Here is a 3,392-nt window from a genome sequence, read left to right as displayed (position 1 = left end):
TTGCATCTGTATGGTGGGCTGAAGGATAACTATCAGTTGCTGTCCTCTCAGTTTGCTGAGCAGGTCGCCATCAACAAAGACTACAAATCCCGCATTCAGTCACTTCACGAACTCGACACCATGTACACGCAGGAGTTAGCCAATGCAAAAACTGAAATTGATAGCCTGCGTGATGCTGTTAAGTCTGGCGCTAAGCGCGTGTACATCAAAGCTGAGTGTCCAAAGGTCGGATCCGATACCACCGAAAGCGGAAGCAATGAAGCCGCCCCACGACTTAGTGAAGCAACTGAACAAGATTATTGGCGTCTCAGAGAAATGATAGCTGAGAACGAAAAGCAGACCCTGTATTTGCAGGACTACATCAGAACGGAGTGTTTACGATGAAAAGTCAATTACTGGTATCAGTTAAATTTGATACCAGCAAAGTAGATAAAAAATTAAAGGAAATTCAATCAAAGCTTCCTGAAGGCGTCTTTGAGTGTTTTGGCGACGTAATCTCTGGCTTGCTTAGCGAGGTCATCCTTTCTGATGTTTCTTCCGCAGGAGGAACACTTGGCGTCAGTGAGGTCGTCTACACTCTTGATTTCGACTCCCGTGCTTACGACAAGATCCTTTCCGCAGCCAGGGCATTTAAAGTTAATCTTACTCATCAGACACTATCTCCGGTTTATGGGAAAAGTCCCGAGGAGATAGTAGAGCATTTCAATAAATATAACTTCGTGGACGATCACGGAAACCGCCTTGAGTTTTGTCAGGACTTCATCGACTTAATTCGGGCGGCAACAACGCCTCGCTAAATAGCGGGGCTTTTTTATATCTGATTTCTCATAGCCTCATATAGTACGAACTATATCGGCAAGGAGGATGATCCACATCTTGACCACCGGGAACAGGCCGGTAGTGACCCAGCAACGTAGGTAACGTGGCGAAGGTTGCGACTCTACGCATTTCACTGGCGCATTCGTACGCGCACCTAAATACACAGAGCCTTACAGAAAACGATCCTGAGAAATTCCGTTAAATGGTGTTTCTGTGGGCGGCTTTTCTGTACGAACAGGTTCGTTTTCTATAAGGATTTACACCATGACTACTGCCGTAGTTTTGCCCGAGTTCAATTTCCAGAAAATGGTAATGGCATCTGATGGGCAGGTATTCACTACCAGCAAAAAGATTGCCGATTATTTTGGTAAAACTCACAAGAACGTACTGAGAAAAATAAAGCAAACAATCAGCGATTGCCCTGATGAATTTGCTGAGCTCAATTTTGAGCCCACTGATTACATTGATAAAAATGGCGATATCCAGCCAATGTATAAGTTATCGAAAGACGGCTATATGCTTCTGGTAATGAGTTTCACCGGCAAAGCAGCGATGCTTATTAAGATAAAATTTATCCAGGCATTTAACTGGATGACTGAGCAAATCACCAGATGGAAAGACCTGGGCGAAGAAGCGCAGCACCGGCATGCACTAAAGGCTGCTAAGTCTGAGCTGAAAGGGCTGCTGGGTAGTCAGATGATGCATAGTCGCAAGAAAGAGAAAAAGGCACTCTCCATTGAGTATGAGCAGATCCTTGCACTGACGCAGCCTAAGCTAATTTTTACTGATGCAGAATAGACCGCCCGGCGGTCTTTTTTATTACCTCCGAGCCGCCGATCTCCTCTGCCACATTAGCCACGACCTGTGCCACTCCTCACAGCTAGCGTGTGGACATCCAGAATAATCGGTAACACCGGGATAAAGACACCCTCATATGCGGCGACACCTTCCGTGGTGGAAGAAATGGTGAACATCAATCAACTGAGGTGGACATGACTGAAAAATACGAAGTCACAGCAACCAAAAAGGACGGCACGACATATCACGGATTGATGACGACGAAAGAGCCGCGCATTACTAACGGACTGATTGGTATTTCTGGTCTGGATGGCTCATGGACATATATCGCACCGGATGAAATCAGCGACATCAGATACATTCCGGTGGTTGAGGAAAAGAGTAAGGAATAGGAATGGCTAAAAGACCAGACTGGGAGGCCATCGAGTCGGCTTACAGAGCTGGCGTGATGTCACTCCGTGAAATTGCCTCACAGCACGACATATCCGAAGGGGCGATAAGAAAGAGAGCAAAGCGTGACGATTGGTCGCGTGACCTGAATGCGAAGATAAAAGCCAGGTCTGATGACATGGTACGCAAACAGGAGGTACGCAGTCAGGTACGCAGTGAAACGGCGCTATCGGAACGCGTACTTATCGAAGCTACCGCAGAGGTAATAACCAATGTTCGAATGGAGCATCGCGGCGACATCCGGCGAGCGCGTGAATTGGCTAACGCGCTGTTTGAAGAGCTGAGTGCAGAGTGTGCCGATGTGGCCGCGCTGGAGAAACTCGGTGAGCTGATGATTGAGCCTGATGACAACGGGCGAGACAAGCTGAATGAGCTTTACCATGCGGTAATCTCTCTGCCTGAGCGGGTTAAATCAGCCAAAGCGCTGAGCGAAACACTGAAGAACCTTATCGGTCTTGAGCGTCAGGCGTATGGACTTGATGACATGCAGCCGAATAAAACAGCCAGCCAGCTATCCGACCTGATGGACGAACTATCGAGCAAATAACATGAAGCCAGAGCATTTAGCGTTACTGCGTAATAAGCAATGGCGTCTGAATAATCTGTACTGGATCACCGATAAAGAAGGTCGCCCGGTTCGCTTTAAAATGACGCCTGAGCAAACGGAATATTTCGAAGGCATCCACAACCGCAATATCATTCTGAAAGCCCGTCAGCTTGGATTCACGACTGAGGTCTGCATTATCCAGCTTGATGCGGCCATATTTGAATCAGCCAAGTGCGCCCTGATAGCGCATACACTTCCGGACGCAAAACGCCTGTTCAGGGAGAAGATAAAGTACGCCTACGAGCGCCTGCCGGACGAAATCAAAGCAGCCAATCCCGCGAGTAATGACTCCGCCGGTGAACTGGTGTTCAGCAAAGGCGGCTCGGTGACTGTGTCCGTGTCGTTTCGTGGCGGTACGCTGCGTTACCTGCACGTATCGGAGTTCGGGAAGATATGCGCCAAGCAACCAGAGAAAGCCCGTGAGATTGTTACAGGGGCGTTTGAGGCAGTATCAACGGAATGCTTTACGACGATTGAGAGCACGGCAGAAGGGCGGGCCGGTTATTTCTTTGACTACTGCCAGTTGGCAGAAAAAGCACTGATGCAGGGCAAAACATTATCTCCGCTGGACTGGAAGTTTTTCTTCTTCTCCTGGTGGAAGAATCCGCAGTACGCAATCGACCCTGTTGAGCAGTTACCGCAGCGCCTGACTGACTATTTTGATGAGCTATCAGGCAAATATGGAATCACGCTCAACGACCGGCAGAAAGCCTGGTAC

General features: G+C 48.3%; 5 protein-coding genes and 1 pseudogene. All 6 read left to right on the top strand.

What is annotated here, in order from left to right:
- A partial coding sequence (locus tag HMPREF3119_RS06040; protein WP_246829248.1) for a lysis protein occupies window positions 1-384 on the top strand: 384 nt, incomplete at its 5' end.
- Entirely contained in the window at window positions 381-797 is a 417-nt protein-coding gene (locus HMPREF3119_RS19705) for a hypothetical protein (protein WP_246829247.1), read from the top strand. The genes HMPREF3119_RS06040 and HMPREF3119_RS19705, both read left to right, overlap by 4 nt.
- 286 nt (window positions 798-1,083) lie before the next feature.
- Window positions 1,084-1,617 carry a Rha family transcriptional regulator gene (locus tag HMPREF3119_RS06030; protein ID WP_070578964.1) on the top strand — a complete coding sequence of 178 codons (534 nt, stop codon included), beginning with the start codon at window positions 1,084-1,086 and terminating at the stop codon, window positions 1,615-1,617.
- A gap of 194 nt (window positions 1,618-1,811) precedes the next feature.
- Window positions 1,812-2,009 carry a hypothetical protein gene (locus tag HMPREF3119_RS06025; RefSeq protein ID WP_036412736.1) on the top strand — a complete coding sequence of 66 codons (198 nt, stop codon included), beginning with the start codon at window positions 1,812-1,814 and terminating at the stop codon, window positions 2,007-2,009.
- Window positions 2,010-2,011: 2 nt separating this feature from the next.
- On the top strand, window positions 2,012-2,614 hold the full coding sequence (locus HMPREF3119_RS06020) for a hypothetical protein (RefSeq protein ID WP_070578960.1): 603 nt from the start codon (window positions 2,012-2,014) through the stop codon (window positions 2,612-2,614).
- A gap of 1 nt (window position 2,615) precedes the next feature.
- A pseudogene (locus HMPREF3119_RS19700) lies at window positions 2,616-3,392 on the top strand (terminase); the annotation flags it as partial.

Origin of the sequence: Morganella sp. HMSC11D09 (assembly GCF_001807955.1) — a bacterium.
Taxonomy (GTDB): Bacteria; Pseudomonadota; Gammaproteobacteria; order Enterobacterales; family Enterobacteriaceae; genus Morganella; species Morganella morganii.
This window is presented reverse-complemented; position numbering and strand designations above follow the sequence as displayed.

Coding starts and splice junctions, on each gene's coding strand:
- HMPREF3119_RS06030 (WP_070578964.1), top strand. CDS start 1,084: ATGACTACTGCCGTAGTTTTGCCCGAGTTCAATTTCCAGAAAATGGTA.
- HMPREF3119_RS06020 (WP_070578960.1), top strand. CDS start 2,012: ATGGCTAAAAGACCAGACTGGGAGGCCATCGAGTCGGCTTACAGAGCT.
- HMPREF3119_RS19705 (WP_246829247.1), top strand. CDS start 381: ATGAAAAGTCAATTACTGGTATCAGTTAAATTTGATACCAGCAAAGTA.
- HMPREF3119_RS06025 (WP_036412736.1), top strand. CDS start 1,812: ATGACTGAAAAATACGAAGTCACAGCAACCAAAAAGGACGGCACGACA.